Below are 19,942 nucleotides of genomic sequence, written 5' to 3'. Positions count from 1 at the left end.
CAATTTTGTCATACTGAGGAACGAAGTATCTTCACAAGTAATTCCATAAAGTGAAGCTCAACGGTATCGATTCAGCAAACGTAGATCCTTCGTTCCTCAGGATGACAAACTGGACGGAGTTTCTTGTGCGATTTCTCGACTCCGCTCGAAAGGACAGAAGTTGTGGGGTAATGTAAGCCCATTTAAGCAATACTTCTGTTTCCTTAAACACTTTTATAGTTTAATAAAAAACAACGGCTCTTCATCACCCTAAATCAACACATCCTCTTTCATTATCTTACACTTTACATTCTACATTTCACATCACTTCAACTTCATCTCTTTAAAAGAATATTAAAATCCCGTAAACTCCTTAGAAATTTTCTATTCTTTTTTTGCCAAAACCACTTGATATTCTTCCAAAACCTTAATTCTTAATTTTTTGTTAATTTTTACTTTTCTAAAAATTGAAAACAGCATCAAAAATGATCCCTTATTTATATCAATTCCAACATAGTTTTCTAAACTAGAAATTTAAACGCAAAAAAGCTTTTTTGAAACCCCTTTTTTGCAAAAACACAAGTCTCTTTACCGTGCATAACACAAGACTATACAATATAAAATATTCAGCATTTTCACACAAATACTAATGATATAACAAGTTATGGTAATTTAACATTAGAAATACTCAAACTAATAAATCTTTTTAAAATCAAAACATTTTATACAAATCGCATCATTTTAAGTTAATAATTACAATTTGCAACTATTTATGTGTTCGAGAACATTAATTTAATGTGTTCGAGCACATTTTTCATGTTTTTTCTTGTTTAATAAAAATATAATCTATAATTTCGTTAGGTACTATTCTTAAAATTAAGTTAATAGGTGAAATTTTTAAAGCGTTTTATAAGGTTTAAAGCGAGTAAAATGGATTAAGTAAACCAACATTAAGGTTGAAAAATGAAGCAGTGATTTATTGAAAAAAAAGATTCGATTAAAGAATACCATATTATTCCCAATCAGAAAAGAAATCCAAAACCTACAAATAATAAAAAACAGATTATTAATTAACCAAACTCGATTAAAGTATGAAATTTTTAACCCAAAAAAAGCCTAGAGATTTTCGGATTAACATTCTATCCGATAAAAAGGTCCAATTAACAGTTCTCTCGTTATTAGTTTTTGCGTTTCAGGCTTCGGCTGCTTCCTCGATAACTACTTCAGACGAAAATACTATAGTCATTCTTTTTGAAAAAATAGTAAAAGGAACTGTCACCGATCAAAATGGTGTTCCTTTGGCGGGTGCCAACGTTGTAGTAAAAGGAAGTTCAAAAGGCGTACAAACTGATTTTGACGGAAACTTTGCAATCACAGTACCGGACAATGCCGCGAAACTTATTGTTACGTATGTTGGTATGGAAGACCAGGAAATTACCATAACAAATGCTCCTCTGAAAATTATGCTGAAAGAAGCAGGACAAAAATTAGATGAAGTTGTTATTGGGTACGGAAAACAAAAGAAAAAAGACCTTACGGGCTCTATCAGTTCGATCAGCAAAGACAATTTAAATTTAGGAGGTACGATTGCCAATGTTGGTCAAGCGCTACAAGGACGTGCTTCAGGAGTTCAGGTACAGCAGAACAGCTACGCACCCGGAACAAACCCGTCAGTGGTCATCAGAGGAGGAAATTCTATTAATACTTCCAACGCTCCATTGTATGTTGTAGACGGATTTATTACCAGCACAGGTGCTTCTATCAGTCCTAATGATATTGAAAACATCCAAATTCTTAAAGACGCTTCCTCTACCGCTATTTATGGTGCCAGAGGAGGAAATGGAGTTATCATCATTACAACTAAAAAAGGAAAATCAGGAAAAATGCAAATTGAGGCCGAAATTTCGGATGGTTTTCAAAACATCATCAATGAGCCTTCTTTATTAAGCGGACAGCAATATGCCAATATCCAAAATGCGATTGCAAAGGAAAATGGAAGACCTCCCGTTTTTCCTGCAAGTTTCCCAATCGCCAATACCAATTGGTTTGAAGCTGCAACACGTCCGGGAGAAGTGATTAACAGAACAATTAGTTTTAGCGGAAGCGATAAAACCTCTAAATTTTTTCTTTCTGGAAATTACCTGAAACAAACCGGAGCTATTGAAAACACTGATTTTAAAAGATATAGTGTAAGAATGGGTGGTGAGAAAAAATTCAACGACAAATTAAATGTCGGCACTAATATTTATGGTGCGGCAAGTGAAGGGAACAACAGCGATTTTGGCGACAATATCCTATCTCCTATGTTTACGATTCAGACCGCTATTCCAACTATTCCTATTTACAATCCTGATGGTTCTTACTATAAATATCAGGGAAAAGACAATGCTTTGGCCTTGTTATTGGAACCTACAGACCACGTCATCAACAGATTGGTAAACGGAAGTATGTTTATGGACTATGAAATTATTAAAAACCTTACGTTCCATTTTGGTGCCGGAGCAGAATGGCAGGAAAATATCCAAGGAAAATATACGCCTAGTACGTTAATTGCCGGAGCTGCCCTGCATGGTACCGGATCTGAAGAGAATAAAACCTATTTCAGATGGAGTACAGATCAGTATCTGACTTATAAATTTTCAATAAAAGAACATTCCATAACAGCAATGATTGGAACTTCTAATCAAAAAGATACTTACGAACGTCTAAAAGCTTCCGGTTCCGGTTTTTCTAATGATTTATTGACGTATCATAAACTCGAAAGTGCTGAAGTATACCTAAGACCGGAAACAGAAAAAACAGAAACGAAGCTTACCTCTTATTTTGGCCGATTAAACTATTCTTATTCAGATAAATATTTAGCCTCCTTTACAATAAGAAAAGACGGTTCTTCCCGATTTGGCCCAAATAACAAATTCGGAATTTTTCCATCCGGAGCCGTTGCCTGGAAGCTTTCCAACGAACCTTTTATAGAAAAACTAAATACATTCTCTGAGCTTAAATTAAGAGTGAGTTACGGTATTACAGGAAGTGATGGTATTGGAGACTATGCCTACCTGAGCAGACTGACTCCATGGGGAACAGTAATTGGACAAGGCGGTCTTTCGGGTGGTAACGAGCCTGCCAATTTAGCAAACCCTGATCTGAAATGGGAAGAAACAGCCCAAACCAATATCGGATTGGATATGGGTTTCTTTAACAGCAGATTGAACATCACTATCGATGCGTACAAAAAAAGAACAACTGATGCTCTTTTGAATGTTCCTGTTGGTGGATGGTGGGGCTTTGGTACCCTAAGATTCAATTCCGGGGTTATTGATAACAAAGGAATCGAGTTAGGCATTAACACTGTAAACTTTAGCAATGATAAATTTACCTGGAGTACTTCTCTAAATTTTGCTTACAACAAACAAGAAATTGTATCCCTTGCTGATAATGTTAAAATAATCAGTAACAGTACTTCTAACCCAAGCGGAACTGTTTCCGGACAAGAATTTACAAGACTGGAGCCAGGTAAGGAAATGGGCGTTTTATTCGGTTATAAGTATGCAGGGGTTATAAAATCAGGAGAAACGTATGCTCCCCAGCCGCTTTCTGTACCCGGAGATCCAAAATATGAAGATCTAAATGGTGACGGAACCATTACAGCTGCCGACAGAACTTATTTAGGAAATTCTACGCCGCATTTTACTCTCGGGTTTAATAACGATTTTAAATATGGAGATTTTGATTTGAATATCTTCTTTCAAGGTGCTTTCGACTATTCCGTTTATAATATGACTGCAATGGTTGGTGAGTCTACTACAAGTACTGATGCTTTAAATCGCTGGGTTGCCAATACAAATGAAAATACGGATATTCCGAGAGATGGTTATTACAAAAGTAAATATGGCAGTTATGTCAATTCAAAATTTGTTGAAGAAGCTTCCTACCTGCGTCTGAAAAATGTTTCTATCGGTTATTCTATTCCGCAAAGCGTATTAAAAGAGGTTAAATTCATAGATAGTATCAGATTGTATGCTATTGGACAAAATTTGCTGACTATTACAAATTATTCCGGAAATGATCCGGAAGTAAATGGACATTTTACCACTGATAATACCAAGCAGAACTTAGGCGGAGGAATTGATTTTAACTCCTTCCCGGCTTCCAGAACGTTTATTCTAGGTATTAAAGTTGCAATTCATTAGTCTAAAGGCTTTTTAGTAACATTAAATTTATTAAAATGAAAAAATATACAGTACTCTTACTTTTACTTGTCGCAGGTACACATTTTTCGTGTAATGAAGATCTAGACCCCACCATATACAGTAGTTTAACAACTGCGAATGGCTATCAAACAAAATCGGATGCCATAGCGGCTATAAACGGAATTTACGGCAGATTGAAAGGTCCGTCTGTAGGTGACAACTTTTCGTACTGGGCAACACGACATTTTGCTTTAACGGATATTGCAACAGATTTGGGACATTGTCAGTACGGCGGGGATCCGGGTCAATTATCTTTAGGGACCTGGAGTTCTACTAATGGATTGCTTTTAGAAGACTGGAATGCCATGTACAAATTGATTGCCAATGCCAATAATGCCATTTTCTACATCAATCAAATGCAGGAAATTTCAAGTTCAGATAAAGCGCAATTTATAGCTGAAGCCCGATTTCTAAGAGCTTCGGGCTATATGGACTTAACAGATTCCTGGGGACCTGTAATTTTAATTACGGAAGCTGATTTAACTAATCCGGATTACTTGGCACAAACCCCTCCAACATCGGTTGAGGCAATTGATGCTTTTCTAATCAAAGAACTCAACGATGCTGCTGCTGTACTTCCTGTAAATTATCAGGACAATCCTATCTATGGTGGTAATGATGTAGGACGCGCTACAAAAGGTGCTGCTCTAACTTTATTAGCGAAATTGTATTTGCGTGCCCACGACTGGCAAAAAGTCGCTACGCTTACACAACAAGTAATGAATTTAGGTCAATACAGTCTTTATCCTAGTTATTCAGGATTGTTTAAAGAAAGTAACAAATGGTGCAGCGAAAACATTTTTTCTTCTCTTAGCGATGCCAATACAAACGGAACGGAGCTATTGAACCATTTTGGACCAATTGATCATCCTGTTGTTGAAAACAGATGGCAGTATTATACGGTAAACTGGGATTTTTACAACACCTTTGGTAATGAAGATGACAGAAAACAATGCTTTTTTCCAGAATTTATGGGAACAGATAAATTGCTGCACAAACAAGCACCATCTTTGGGTGCAGAGCCTCCGGCAGGCGTATTTTACATGCCCGATGTATCGACCAGAAAATACGCAGATGATGAAACTACCACCTATTATGACGGTCACAGTGTCAACATTTTACGTTATGCCGATGTATTGTTAAGCAGAGCCGAAGCACTAAACGAGATTAGCGGCCCGACCATTGAAGCTATAGATCTTATCAATCAGGTGAAAGGAAGATCTCATGCCAAATTATTGGTTTTAGCAGATTACAATCAAAGTACTTTGAGAGATGCTATTCTGCAAGAAAGAGGATGGGAACTTTTCTACGAAGGTAAACGCCGTCAGGATTTAATCCGAATGAATAAATTCGACGTTCTTGTAAATGCCTATCACCTCAGAGTTGGAGAAACGGCACAAATCAAAATGCCACAAAATAAATATTACACCTATCCGCAAAGCCAGGTTGATCTAAACCCCAATTTAAGCAATGCTAATAGATAAATAAAAGCAGAAAAATCAGGAGTAGACAACGTTTTCAGCGTTGTCTGTTCCCGATTTCATACAAAAGAAGTACCTTTCTGTTTCACAAAAGAAGCTTTTCCTATGATCAAAAAATTAATTGTAAAATGGAGTTTTATTTTGGCATTGCTTGTATTAGCAAGCTGTTCCAAAAATCAGAATCGCATTCTAAATATTGCCATTGGAACTCATAGCAACAACGAATTGAAGATTCAGATCGATGTTACTACGAGTGACAACCTTTCGGTTTATGCAGAATACTGGGCTGATACAAAAGGAATTAAAAACAAAGTAGCTACTCCAATTTCAAAAACAGGACTTTCACATTCTTTGATACTTTGTAGCGTTAGTCCCGAAACTAGTTATAGTTTTCAGGTGGTTACGGTTGCAGACGGAGAAAAAAAGACAAGCAAAATATATCATTTTAAATCCAGAAAATTACCCGAATGGTTACAAAAACAATTTAAAGCCAATTTTCAGAAACCGGAACTTTTGCCTCAAAATTTCAAAAAAGGTTTTCTGCTAATGGGCAAAAGAGAAACGCCGGGTACCGCTTACATTGTTGATTATAAAGGTAATTTGAGATGGTATCATACCGTAGAAGGAACTGGTTTTAAGGTTACTCATTTTACTAAAGACCAAAGTATTATTGCTATTTTAGGGAAAAACAATGAACCTACAAGCTACGGCAGTGAAATTCTGGAAATCAATTTACAGGGAGACACCTTAACACATATTAAAAAAGGACAAGGTGATTTTAAACAAGTTATTCATCATGAAATTATCAAAAAATCGACTAATGAAATTGTAACCTTGTTTGTTGATGAAAGAATAACCGATTTAACGGCTATTGGTGGCAAAAAAGGAGATACAATCAATGGAGATGGTATTCTTATTTTGAATAAAAAAGGAAAACAGCTTTGGAAATGGAGTGTTTTTGACGACTTAGATCCAATGAAAGATAAAGCATTATTGAAAACCAAAAAAGACTGGATGCACGCCAACAGTCTGAATTATGATAAAGATGGAAACTTTCTGATCTCTTTTTACAATAACGGTCAAATTTGGAAAGTAGATGCCAAAACCGGAAAAGTGATCTGGAAATTAGGAAAAGGTGGTACATTATCGCAAAAAGAAAATTCCAGTTTCTCGCAAGCACATGCCGCACACATTAATCCCGAAGGCAGTCTACTCTTTTTTGATAATGGTGTTGACCAAAAACAATCTTCGGTATTTGCTTTGAAAATAAATGAAAAAGACAATTCCGTGCAATTGGATTTTCAGATCAAATTGCCCAAAGAAATTTATAATGACAGGATGGGAAGTGCTTATATGATTGATAAAGAAACGCTATTGTGCTGTTGTTCAAAAAGACATATAACGGTTCTGACAAATAAAAAAGGGGTTTTACTTTGGGCTTTAGAGTCCGAAATTCCTCCTTATCGCGTTGAGTTTATTCCGGAAGAAAAATTAAAACCGTTTCTTTTCAATTAAAAAAAACTTTAGTCACAATTAATTTTTAACACATAGAGACATAGCTGACAAAGCTTAAAAAAAGGCGTTTTACTTTAAATAAATCACAGGAGACGAGGTGAAAAAATTGTGATTTTCTTGAAATTTCTCCAATTGTAAAATGCTAAATCTATGTTCCTAATGTGTTAAAAAACATTTAGCTAAACTATAACCAACGGGTTAATAATAATGACGTAAGCGAATCGCTTTTTTAGTATTCGAGTATCAGATTAAAACTAGTAAACATGAAAAAAATAATTCTTATTGGTTTCTTTTTAGTGCTGCCAATTGTAGTGTTCAATTCGTGCAATACCTCTAATTCTCAAACATTAGCAAAAGAAACCTCAGACGATGAAGGTTACATTACCATAGATACCTCCAAAATTCCGGACGATCCATTTGGTGAATCCGTTCGATATGGAAGAGAATTAATGCTAAAAACAGCTTATTATATTGGGCCAAACGGCATTAAAGGAAAATATTTGGGCAATAAAATGAACTGTACCAATTGCCATCAGGATGCCGGTACAAAACCGCATGCTTTCAACCTGATGTCTTCGCATGACAATTATCCGCAATATCGCGGACGTGAAAATAAAGTACTCACACTTGCTGAACGGGTTAACAATTGCATCATGCGTCCTCATTCCGGTAAACCTCTTCCGCTTGACGGAAAAGAAATGGTCGCTTTTTTATCTTACTTTAAATGGATTAGCAAATTTGTTCCTAAAGATGGACAATTCAAAGGGGCCAAAAATCTGGAAATCGATTTTCCTGATGTAGCTGCCAGCCCGGAAAGAGGAAAAACACTATTTATCGAAAACTGCGTTCGTTGCCACGGAGCTGATGGAGAAGGAAAATACAACGAAGACAAATCCGGTTATGTGTATCCTCCGCTTTGGGGACAATACGGCTATCAGCCGGGTTCAAGCATGCACAGAGTTATCAAACAAGCACAGTGGCTAAAAAGCAATATGCCATATGATAAAGTAACACCCGGAAAACCTTATCTTACGGACACAGAAGCACTGGACATCGCCGCTTACGTAAATGATGATGCTATACACACGAGACCAAATCCGAAAACATTTGACTATCCGAATAAAATGGGCAAACCAATCGATTATGCCCACAGTCCTTTTAGTGATACTTTTTCTGAAGAACAACATAAATACGGTCCATACAAACCCATTATTGCGTATTGGAAACAAAATGGATGGAAAGCCGTTTATTAACTTTATATCAATATCTCCCTTTAACTTGAACAAAAAAATGAAGCCAAACCTAAAAAACAACCCAATTTTAAGTCGAATAGTGCTAATGTGTTTTTTCATTATCAGTATTCCATTAAGTGCGCAAAAAATAAAATATACCGACGGTAATGACAGTTGGAATCCAAATCAATTAGGAAATCATCGCGCTGTGGTGGTCTTTTCCGGTACTGGTGCCGTTGCCAAAACGACTATCGAATGGCGCCGAAGAGATACAAATCCCGATCAAAAGAGAATTATTGTTCAGGACGCCACCGGAAAAGAAATTACAAACCTGAAAACAGTTAACATCACGAGAGAAAGCGGTACTATTTTCTTTGAGCCGGTTTCGGGTCAGACGACTTATTATGTGTACTATATGCCCTATATTGATGAAGGTGATGCAAACTATCCAAAAGGAGTGTATGCCAAACCCGAATATAAAGCCGATGCGCAATGGCTGGCCAAAATAAAAACAGCTGCGGCGGACAATACTACTGTTCAGGAAATCCAGAGTGTAAATGCTTTTAACAGTTACTACCCTATGGAAGTTATTGCTACAGCGGCAGAAACACAAGACATGATTGCTAAAAACAGTGGTAGTTCTTTTATCGTTTTTCCCGAAGACCGATTAAATTCAATCCGAATGAAAAATGATCTGCCACAGCGCTGGATCCAAAAAGGAGTTCAAAACACCTTTGCTGACACCGCATTAAAAGGGGAATATTTAGCTTTTCAATTGGGGGTTTACGCCTTGCAAGACATTACTAATTTAAAAGTTACGTTCTCCAATTTAATCAGCAACAACGGAGCCATCATTGAAGCTAAATATTTAAACTGCATCAATACCGACGGAACAAGATACGACGGATCTGTATTTGCCAATACCGTTTCAGTTTCAAAAGGAAAAGTACAGGCAATGTGGTGTGGCATTGACATTCCGCAAACTACTGCCGCGGGAACCTATACCGGAAAAGCAGTTGTGAATTGTGATGGAAAAACAAAAGAAATTACCCTTCAAATAAAAGTAACGAACGAAGTGACTCAAAACGGAGGAATCGATTCTCCAGAAAAAATGACCCGTTTAAAATGGCTAAACTCAACTTTGGCTCAAGAAAACACGGTTATTGCACCTTACATTCCATTAGTAGTAAAAGATACTGAAATCTCTTTATTGGGGAGAAAATTAGTCTTAGGTTCAAATGGATTTCCAACCCAAATCCAAACTTTCTTTACTCCCGAAATGACTTCTATCAGTACAAAACCAAATGATATATTGACCGCTCCGGCAGCATTTCATTTTATAGATGCAGCAGGAAAAGAATCTTTAAAATGGAAAAACTCAGGCCTTAAATTCCTGAAAAAAGAAGCCGGAACTGTTTCGTGGGAAAGTAGTTCTACTTCACAAGCCCTTCAAATGGATGTGACGGGAAGTATCGAATTTGATGGATTTGTATCCTATGCTGTAAAAATTACTGCTTTGGAAGATGCTACATTTAATGACATTAATTTTCATATGCCATTGCAATCTTCTGCTTCAAAATACATGATGGGATTAGGTCAAAAAGGGGGTGATCGTCCTCAGACTTTCGATTGGAAATGGGATGTGGCACACAAAAATCAGGACGGTGCCTGGATCGGAAATGTGAATGCAGGATTGCAATTTTCATTAAGAGATGAAAAATACAGCCGACCGTTAAACACTAATTTCTATTTGCAAAAACCTTTATTGTTACCTTCTTCCTGGGGCAACGAAAACAAAGGCGGAATCACAATAACGCCAAACCAAAAAATAGTTTTGGTCAATGCCTACAGCGGCAATCGCACAATGAAAAAAGGGGATGTTTTATACTACAACTTTAATTTATTGATTACGCCGTTTCGCAAAATAGACACTGATTTCCAATGGAACACGAAGTTTTATCATAAATACAGTAACCTCGACACTATCGCCCAAACGGGAGCAACGGTAGTCAATATACACCATGCCAATGCCATTAATCCGTACATTAATTATCCTTTTATTGAATTCAAAAAAATGAAAGAGTACATTGATGAAGCACATCAAAAAGGATTAAAAGTAAAAATTTACAACACCGTAAGAGAGGTTTCTAATAAAGCTTATGAAACTTTTGCTTTAAGAAGTTTGGGTCACGAAATTTATTCTCCGGGTAAAGGAGGCGGATTCTCTTGGCTTCAAGAACATGTGGGTGATGATTATATCGCAGCCTGGTTTGTTCCCGAAATAAAAGATGCCGCCATTGTAAACAGCGGTATGAATCGTTGGCATAATTATTATGTAGAAGGAATGAATTGGCTGACTCAAAACGTTGGTATCGATGGTGTTTATCTTGACGATGTGGCTTTTGATAGAATTACCATGAAACGTATCAAAAGAGTGCTTACCAAAGACGGTCACCCCGGAATCATCGATTTGCACAGTGCCAATCAATACAATAAAAGTGATGGTTTTAATAATAGTGCCAATTTGTATATGGAGCACTTTCCATACATCAATAAACTGTGGTTTGGAGAGTATTTTGACTATGAAAAAAACAATCCTGACTTTTTCTTAACTGAAGTGAGCGGTATTCCTTTTGGATTAATGGGAGAAATGCTGCAAGATGGAGGAAATCCATGGAGAGGAATGGTTTACGGAATGACCAACAGAATGCCTTGGAGTCACAATGCAGACCCAAGACCAATTTGGAAATTATGGGATACTTTCGGCATTAAAGGTTCTGAAATGATTGGTTATTGGAGCGAAAACTGTCCGGTAAAAACAACTAACGAAAAAGTATTGGCAACGGTTTACAAAAAGAACGGTACAGCCTTAATTTCAATCGCAAGCTGGGCAGATGCTGATGTAAAAGTAAAATTAAACATCGACTGGAAAAAACTGGGAATCAATCCTGCCAAAGCGACAATTACAGCATTGGAAGTAGCTAATTTTCAGCCTGCGCAGACTTTTACGGCAAAGGATGAAATTCCGGTTGCTAAAGGTAAAGGGTGGTTGCTTATTGTTAAGTAATGCTTTATCCAGATTGAAACACGAATTGCACGAATTAACACAAATTGAAAATGGTTTTTTGCCACTGATTTCACAGATTGACCGCCCAGTTTGTCATTCTGAGGAACGAAGAATCTTCACCAGCAGCTCGACAAAGATTGTCGAGTTTCTTTCGGAGATTTCTCACCCGTAGAAATTGACAAGATTGCAAAAAATCTTTTTTAATCTTGTTATCCTGATAGCAATCGGAAATGACAATGCAAAAGTAAAAATTAAACACGAATTGCACGAATTAACACAAATTGAAAATGGTTTTTTGCCACTGATTTCACAGATTGACCGCCCAGTTTGTCATTCTGAGGAACGAAGAATCTTCACCAGCAGCTCGACAAAGATTGTCGAGTTTCTTTCGGAGATTTCTCACCATCGAAATTGACAATGTAAAAGCAAAACTTAAACACGAATTACACGAATTAACACAAATTGAAAATGTTTTCTTGCCACTGATTTCAAAGATTGACCGCCCAGTTTGTCATTCTGAGGAACGAAGAATCTTCACAAGCAGCTCGACAAAGATTGTGGAGTTTGTTTCGGAGATTTCTCACCCGTAGAAATTGACAAGATTGCAAAAAATCCTTTTTAATCTGTGAAATCTGTGGCAAAAGCAAAATCGTTTTTAGCACAGATGAAAAGATAAAATAACACGCAAATTTTGCAGATGCTAAAAAAAAATCTGCCAAATCTGCGTGAAAAACAAAAAAAAAATCTTTTTTAATCCTTTTAATCTGTGGCAAAAAAAACACGAAACAATAAATCGCTCCCTATGAAACTTAAACTATTCGTTCCCTTTCTGCTCTTCGGAAGCCTTATTTCAAATGCTCAAAACCAACCAACAATAAAAGAGTACCAAAAAGTATTCACCACCTATCCATTCTCAGATCCGGATCCGATTCCGAAACCGGATACCAAAATTTATCCGTACTTCCGTTTTGATGGTTTTACTGACAAACCGATCCAAAAAGAATGGAAGGTAATTGAATTGGAGAATGACTATATCAAATTAATGATTCTGCCCGAAGTAGGCGGAAAAGTTTGGTCAGCCGTAGAAAAAGCTACTGGAAAAGACTTCGTTTACAACAACCATGTAATCAAATTCAGAGATATCGCCATGCGTGGACCTTGGACAAGCGGTGGTGTAGAAGGCAATTATGGAATTATTGGACATACTCCCAATTGTGCTACTCCCGTTGATTTTATAACCATTAACAGAGCAGACGGAAGCGTGAGTTGTGTGATTCAGGTTTTAGATTTACTGACCCGTACGTCGTGGAAACTGGATATTAATCTGCCAAAAGACAAGGCTTATTTTACCACCAATTCGTTTTGGTTTAATTCAACCGAATTCGAACAGCCTTATTACACCTGGATGAATACGGGAATCAAAGCCGCCGGAAATCTGCAGTTTATTTATCCAGGCACTACCTACCTGGGGCATGACGGTGAGCACAATGCCTGGCCTATCAACAAACAAAATGGCAAGGAGGTCTCTTTCTATAAAAACAACGATTTTGGCGGTTATAAATCTTATCATGTTTTTGGAAAATATACTGATTTCTTTGGTGGTTATTGGCATGACGAAGATTTCGGAATGGGAAGATACAGCACTCACGATGATAAAGCAGGTAAAAAAATATGGATTTGGGGACTGTCACATCAAGGAATGATCTGGGAAAAATTATTGACCGATACCGACGGACAATATGTAGAAGTACAAAGCGGAAGATTGTTCAATCAGGCAAGCGAAAACAGTAGCTTCACTCCTTTTAAACAACGCTCTTTTGCACCCTACCAAACAGATTCCTGGACCGAATACTGGTTTCCTGTAAAGCAGACCAAAGGTTTCGTAAAAGCAAACAACTATGGTTCTGTAAATGTAAAAAATGAAAACGGCTGGCTGAAAATTTATTTTTCGCCACTTCAAAAAATAAAAGACAAACTGGAAGTTTTTGATAATGACAAGAAAATTTATTCTAAAGACATTTCGCTTTCGACCTTAGAAACCTTCAAAGACTCTGTTCAAGTTTCGGTTAATCCAAATAAAATAAGACTTACGCTTGGCGAAAATAAATTAGTCTGGAATTCAGATCCTGAAGACGGAAATCTAAGTCGCCCTTTAGAAACACCAAAAGACTTTGACAATAATTCTCTTTACGGATTGTATCTTCAAGGAAAAAATTACATTAGTTTTAAAGATTACATAAAAGCAGAAGAAAAATTATCAGCTTGCCTGAAAATAGATCCGAACTACGCTCCTGCTCTATCCGATCTGGCTTCTTTACAAATTAGAAAACTGCAATACAAGGAAGCAGTTGCAACCGCAAGTAAAGCTTTGGCAATAAATACTTACGATCCTGCTGCAAACTATTATTATGCTTTAGCGAATTTACATTTAGGAAATAATACGGATGCTAAGGATGGTTTTGACATTGCAGCCTCAAGTGTCGAATACCGCTCTGCCGCTTACACGCAATTGAGTAAACTTTATTTCAACGAAAATCAACAAGCAAAAGCAATCGAATACGCGGAAAAAAGTCTGCTAAACAATCCATATAATTTAGAAGGTTTACAATTGCTGGCTGTGATTTATCGCTTGCAAAACAATTCCGAAAGAGCCACAGCTTTATTAAATCAAATAAACTCCATTGATCCGTTGAATCATTTTGCAGGATTTGAAAAATATCTTTGGGAAAAATCAGCGGCTTCAAAAGTACATTTTACTTCACTTATTCGAAATGAAATGCCGGAACAAACTTATTTGGAATTAGGGATTTGGTATCAACAATTGAATCGCAAAGAGGAAGCTTTAAAAGTTTTTGCTCTTGCCGTTCCAAATGCTGAAATTATCTATTGGATGGCTTTTTTAGAAAATAAAGCCGTTGATTTAAGTAAAATACAACCCGGAACCAGTTTTCCTTTCCGTCCCGAAACTGCAGAAATTTTAGAGAAATTAATTCAAACCAACGGGCAATGGCAATTGAAATATCATTTGGCTTTAATAGAATGGAATCGCAATACGCTTTCAAAAGCTAAAGAATTATTTCTACAATGCGGCAGCCAACCAGCAGATCCGGCTTTTTATGCGGCAAAAGCGGCTTTAATGAAAGAAGACGCTCCATTGGTCGTATCGAGCCTGCAACAGGCAATTAAATTAGATAATCAGAGCTGGAGATATCCTAAATTACTGGCAGAGCATTATATCAATCAAAAACAATATGACAAAGCGCTGGCTATCGCAGCTCCTTTTTACAAACAGCATTCCACGAATTATATCATGGGAATGTTATACGCCAAAACTTTATTGTTAAACAAAAAATATGCAGAAGCAGATACCTTCTTAACCAAACTCGAAATTCTTCCGTTTGAAGGAGCAACTATAGGACGACAACTTTATCACGAAGCCAAACTCATGCAGGCACTAAACCAAATAAAAAACAAACAGTACAAAAAAGCTTTACAATTTATCGCCGATGCCAAGTTGTGGCCTCAAAATCTGGGTGTTGGAAAACCATATGAGGAAGATATTGATGAAAGACTTGAAAACTGGTTAGATTATCACTGTTATACTAGTCTTAATAATTTGGATTCAGCAAAACAATCCTTAGAAAAAATTCTTACTTTTAATCCAAAAATAGACAATACCGTTATGAATTTTTTACCGGCAAATCAGCTTGTGTCCGCTTGGGCAATTGAGAAAACTTCTTCAGCAGAAAAAGCAACAGCATGGTTAAAAAATCAAGCTTCGTTATATCCTTCCAACAAAATTATTCAATGGACCTTACAAGTATATACTAAAAAGCAATCAACTCCTTTGACCGAGGATGAAAAAGACGGTGAGGTTCGAATTATTGAAAAACTATAAAAACTACCCATATAAATTAAAATACCATGAATAAACATTTTTTAAAATACACCTTTTTTAGCATTGTCTTGTTGGGCTGCCAAAATATAGAGGCACAAAATACAGATCAGAACAAAAGCGATCTGTCGATTTACAGAGTTACACCGTTAAAAGTTCACGATATATTACACACCAAACTAGAAGTGTCTTTTGATTATGGAAAACGTTTTTTGTATGGAAAAGAATGGCTTACGCTAAAACCTCATTTTTACGAAACCGATGCGCTTACGCTAGATGCCAAAGGAATGGACATCAAAGAAATTGCAGTTATTGACGGAAAAAAAAGTATTCCTTTAAAATACAGCTATAATAACGAACAACTTTTTATTACGCTAAACAGAAAATACAAAAGCACAGAAAATTATACTATTTACATCGATTATACGGCAAAACCGGATCAATTGAAAGCCAAAGGAAGCAATGCCATCACAGATGCAAGAGGATTGTACTTTATAAATCCGGACGGAAAAGGAGACAAACCCGTTCAAATCTGGACACAAGGTGAAACAGAAGCCTCTTCGGCCTGGTTTCCTACTATTGACAAACCCAACCAGAAAACAACTTCTGAAATCGCTATGACGGTTGAGGGCAAATACACCACCTTATCCAACGGGAAATTAACCGCCCAAAAAGTAAATAAAGACGGAACGCGTACTGATACCTGGAAAATGGAATTACCGCATTCTCCTTATTTATTTATGATGGCTGTTGGTGATTTTAAAGTTTATAAAGACACTCCCTATAAAGGAAAAGAAGTAAGTTATTATCTGGAGCCAAAGTATGCGCCTTACGCCAAACAAATTTTTGGAAAAACACCTGATATGATGGCGTTTTACAGCAAAATGTTGGGCGTGGAATATCCTTGGGCAAAATATTCACAAGTAGTAGCCAGAGATTTTGTTTCGGGAGCAATGGAAAATACATCTGCCACTTTACATGGCGAATACGTACAAAAAACAGAAAGAGAATTATTAGACGATAACCAGGAGAGTACCATTGCTCATGAACTTTTTCACCAATGGTTTGGAGATTATGTAACCGCTGAATCCTGGTCAAACTTAACCATGAATGAATCTTTTGCCACTTTTGGTGAGGTACTTTGGCACGGACATGATGCAGGACAAGACGCAGAAGATAAATCTCGTTATGAAAAATTACAAAATTACCTGCGCTCTCAAAAAAATGGAGACAGTCCTGTTTTAGCTCGTTTTCATTATCAAAACCAAGACGATATGTTTGATAATATTAGCTATTCTAAAGGATCGATTATCTTGTATGCGCTAAAAAATCAAATGGGTGATGAAGCCTTTTTTAAATCCTTAAATCATTATTTAACGACAAATGCTTATAAATCGGGAGAATCACACCAACTGCGTTTAGCTATGGAAGAGGTTACCGGAAAAGACTGGAGTCCTTATTTTAATCAATGGTATTACCAAGGCGGAAACCCAATTTTAAATGTTGAATACGGATATGCTGACGGAAAAGCTACCATTGCCGTAAAACAAATACAAGACAACTCGGTTCAGACATTCAGCTTACCGCTAAAAGTAGATTTTTATGTGAATGGAACTAAAATTAGAAAAGAAATTTTGATTGACAAAAAAGAGCAAACTTTTAGTTTTGATGTACCGGCACAGCCCAATTTTACAGACCTGGATCCGGATAAAATCTTAGTTGGTAAAATTATTGACAACAAAAAAATAGCCGATTATCTTTTTCAATATAAAAATGCTCCCTCCTATTTTAACAGAATCGAAGCCGTAAAATTTGCTACTGCAGATAAAAGTCAGGATGCACAGCTTGTTTTGTTGGCAGGATTAGAAGACCAACAAGACGATGTGCGCGTTTTAAGTATTAAAGCAATTAGTTTAGAAGACAATCAGACTAAAAATGCAGCCTTAAAAAGCTTGCTTAACATTGCCAAAAACGACAAAAAGACAATTGCCAGAGCAGCTGCGATTATAAAACTTGCAAGCACCGTCAATCCGGAGTACAAAGGATTGATGCAGGAAAGTATCAAAAATCAATCCTACAACGTAATTGCGGCCGGTATCTGCGGACTAACTAAATTCTCAGCTGATGAGGCAGATAAAGCACTAAATTCTTTAGACGAGGATACTAAGAACCATGTAACTCCGCTAATCAAAAGGTTTAACAGTCAGAAATACTAAAAAACGACAGCAAAGAAATTAAAACCTAAGTAAGCGATCTTATTTAGTATTGTTTGTTTTTGAAGAGATTATCTCGCAATCCGTGAGATAATCTCTTTTTTTATAAAGTTTTTCCCCATCTGTCAGGCTGAGCGAAGCCGAAGCCCCCTTTACCTATCCAGCCTTCGACTTCGCTCAGGGTGACAATCGTACAGAAAAGAGAGTAGTATCAAAACGATACTCTTTAACAAATGCCTTTAACCGTAAAAGACGCAAACATTTGTTCTCCCCTTCGCGAAAAAACCTTGCGTAAGCCCTAGCACCCTTTCTGTTAAACTTGAAACCTGAAACTTGAAACCTGAAACCTGAAACTTAAAACAATCCACACCTTACCCCACCAAAACAAACCTCCCAAAAGAAGAAGCAATATGAAAATTAGGCGTTTCAGTATTAGGATTCACCCACGAAATCCAGGTGGCTTCATATTGTGAATTCACTTTTTCAGAAAATTTAGCTCTAAAAACACCGGTCTCAATTGTATTATTATGAATTAAATCTAAAGCTTTTAAAGACGCCATACTGATCTTGCCCTGCACGGTAAAAAAACCATCCTCTTTTGATGCTTCGAGCTTTAAATCGGTTCTAGACCAATTCCACTTAAAATCAAAATTGTGATTGGGAAAGGCTTCAAAATCCATTATTCTGGCCGCTGTATCCATCTCCAAACAATAATACGGGCTCATCGCTTCATTTTTCCTGAAAAATAGCTCTACCCTATCCGAATTTCCAATACTATCGATACTATCATCTTTTTGATCGATATGAATATCACCATCAAAAACCTTAAAATTAAAATACAGATTATCGAAATCCCACAGCGCTCGAAATTCGATTTTTGAAAAGGGATCTGTATTCCAAGGCGAACAAAAATCGGTTAGACAATTGGCTTTTTCCCAGCACTGAAAATCCAAATCTGAAGCATTTATTTTTACGTTTTGATTGGTAAATTTTACTTGATATTCTTTTAAAATTGTGCTCATATTTTTTTAGATTTTCAACTATCCGCTAACACCAATCACCTTTGTTGTTTTTTAAAATTTAAAGGCTTTAAAAAAGACACTTTAATTTCGTTTTTAAAACACTAATATAAGGCAAACTTTCGTTAAAATTAAAGCTGTTTTTCACGTTATTTTCAAGCTCAAAATTTAGAAAAAGATTGTAAATTATTATTTTTAAAGTAGTCCAACCATTCATGACCAATCTTATCCAATGAGAATTGCTCAACACTTTCTAAAGCGTTTTCCTTACATTTAAAATAAATTTCTTTATTGATAAACAAATGATTCATTGCTTCTTTAAGTTTTTCAAAATTTTGATCTTCTACTAATAAACCATTGTGGCCATGAGTTATAATTTCGCTGGGGCCTGTAAAACAATCAAACGAAATAACAGGTGTGCTGCAAGCAAGGGATTCTATTAGAACATTAGGAAATCCCTCATTTCTACTACATAAAACAGAAAAATAAGCATTCTTATAATACGGAAAAGGGTTTTCCAGGAAACCTTTAAATTCAACTAAATCTTCCACTTCTAATTCTGAACATAACCCTTTATATTTTGCTTCCTCAGTACCACTTCCAATAATTATAAATTTAACCCCTTCTTTACGCAAAATGGATTTTGAATAAGCAATTATTAATTGATCAAATTGTTTTATTCCGTTTAATCTGCCTACCGCTAAAATATAATCTGTACCCGCTTCCTCAATCAAATCGTATTTCAATTTATTAATTGATTCAATATTTACAGGATTATAGATATAATCAACCTTTTTACTTATTTTTCGTTGTAAAAGAGCCTCTTTTATATCCTTAGAAACTCCAACAATATTTTTATTTCCATATATCAATTTGGATAAAAAAAAGGATTTGGGAAAATAATAATCTATTAGTCCGCTATGCACCGTATAAACTACATTTTTCGGATACAGAAATCTTGACATAAAAAATTCTGCTAAATAATCAGATCTTAATCTAAAATCAATAATATAATCGAACTTGTTTTTCTTTATAAGTTTCCTCAATTCACCCGTACTTTCAATGATTGTTACTGAACCGGAATAATCATAGGTTATGAAATCCCATAGTAGAATATTATGCACCTCGATTCCTTTATTTTCAAAAAAAATCGACAATAAAGCATGTATTTTTTCAACACCACTGCTTCCTAAAGTATGACCAATAAGGGCAATTTTCTGTTTTTTTACTATCATATTGATGTTTTTTTTGCGTCATGTCCTCTGACAATATCATTGTTTTATGCCAAGAA

General features: G+C 36.2%; 9 protein-coding genes. 7 read left to right on the top strand and 2 right to left on the bottom strand.

Translation table 11 applies throughout. The annotated features are described in order from the left end of the window. The first annotated feature begins 1,070 nt into the window (after positions 1-1,070). From AB674_RS08880 to AB674_RS08845, 7 genes are all read left to right on the top strand, one after another. On the top strand, positions 1,071-4,169 hold the full coding sequence (locus tag AB674_RS08880; RefSeq protein ID WP_047775750.1) for a SusC/RagA family TonB-linked outer membrane protein: 3,099 nt from the start codon (positions 1,071-1,073) through the stop codon (positions 4,167-4,169). Between the two features lie 35 nt (positions 4,170-4,204). After that, on the top strand, positions 4,205-5,713 hold the full coding sequence (locus AB674_RS08875) for a RagB/SusD family nutrient uptake outer membrane protein (protein WP_047775749.1): 1,509 nt from the start codon (positions 4,205-4,207) through the stop codon (positions 5,711-5,713). A gap of 102 nt (positions 5,714-5,815) precedes the next feature. Continuing rightward, positions 5,816-7,225 carry an aryl-sulfate sulfotransferase gene (locus AB674_RS08870; RefSeq protein WP_047775747.1) on the top strand — a complete coding sequence of 470 codons (1,410 nt, stop codon included), beginning with the start codon at positions 5,816-5,818 and terminating at the stop codon, positions 7,223-7,225. 263 nt (positions 7,226-7,488) lie between these two features. After that, positions 7,489-8,478, top strand: coding sequence for a c-type cytochrome (locus tag AB674_RS08865; protein ID WP_047775746.1), 990 nt, complete (start codon positions 7,489-7,491; stop codon positions 8,476-8,478). A 37-nt stretch (positions 8,479-8,515) separates the two neighbouring features. Further along, positions 8,516-11,524, top strand: a complete 3,009-nt coding sequence (locus tag AB674_RS08860; protein WP_240478072.1) for a glycoside hydrolase domain-containing protein — start codon at positions 8,516-8,518, stop codon at positions 11,522-11,524. Positions 11,525-12,326: 802 nt separating this feature from the next. Beyond that, positions 12,327-15,422, top strand: a complete 3,096-nt coding sequence (locus AB674_RS08850) for a DUF5107 domain-containing protein (RefSeq protein WP_047775740.1) — start codon at positions 12,327-12,329, stop codon at positions 15,420-15,422. A 26-nt stretch (positions 15,423-15,448) separates the two neighbouring features. Further along, positions 15,449-17,635: a M1 family metallopeptidase gene (locus tag AB674_RS08845; protein WP_047775738.1), complete on the top strand. Its 2,187-nt coding sequence runs from the start codon at positions 15,449-15,451 to the stop codon at positions 17,633-17,635. A gap of 368 nt (positions 17,636-18,003) precedes the next feature. Here the strand turns inward: AB674_RS08845 and AB674_RS08840 are convergent, their stop codons facing one another. Next, positions 18,004-18,654 carry a sugar-binding protein gene (locus AB674_RS08840; protein WP_047775736.1) on the bottom strand — a complete coding sequence of 217 codons (651 nt, stop codon included), beginning with the start codon at positions 18,652-18,654 and terminating at the stop codon, positions 18,004-18,006. A 158-nt stretch (positions 18,655-18,812) separates the two neighbouring features. Next, entirely contained in the window at positions 18,813-19,886 is a 1,074-nt protein-coding gene (locus AB674_RS08835; protein ID WP_047775734.1) for a glycosyltransferase, read from the bottom strand. Positions 19,887-19,942: the final 56 nt, after the last annotated feature.

It is taken from the genome of Flavobacterium sp. ABG (genome assembly GCF_001027725.1).
Lineage (GTDB): Bacteria > Bacteroidota > Bacteroidia > Flavobacteriales > Flavobacteriaceae > Flavobacterium > Flavobacterium cupriresistens.
Note: the sequence above shows the minus strand (reverse complement) of the source record. Positions and strands in the feature narration are given on the sequence as shown.